Below are 211 nucleotides of genomic sequence, written 5' to 3'. Positions count from 1 at the left end.
AAATCTTGGCGTGCTCCTGGCACGGCAGCCCGTCATTATGGCGATTTACGGTATTGAGCAATTGAAAACCGCGCTGTCCAGCAAGGCGGAAGTCTGCATTATTGCCAATATTGACCTGATTAAGCTCCATCCGGTGATAGAACTGCTGTCGCAGGCGGGGAAGTACGTCATCGTGAATATCGACAGCTGCAATGGGCTGTCCCAGGATAAG

Annotated in this window: 1 pseudogene (only partly in view); it reads left to right on the top strand. The window is 51.7% G+C overall.

The window, feature by feature from the left end:
• Positions 1 to 37 precede the first annotated feature (37 nt).
• Positions 38 to 211, top strand: a pseudogene (locus JTI85_RS00035) (glycerol-3-phosphate responsive antiterminator); it runs 352 nt beyond the window's last position.

Origin of the sequence: Citrobacter sp. Colony219, assembly GCF_019382635.1 — a bacterium.
Classification (GTDB): domain Bacteria; phylum Pseudomonadota; class Gammaproteobacteria; order Enterobacterales; family Enterobacteriaceae; genus Citrobacter; species Citrobacter youngae.
The sequence above is the reverse complement of the archived record's forward strand: the minus strand, read 5'-3'. Positions and strand labels throughout refer to the sequence as shown.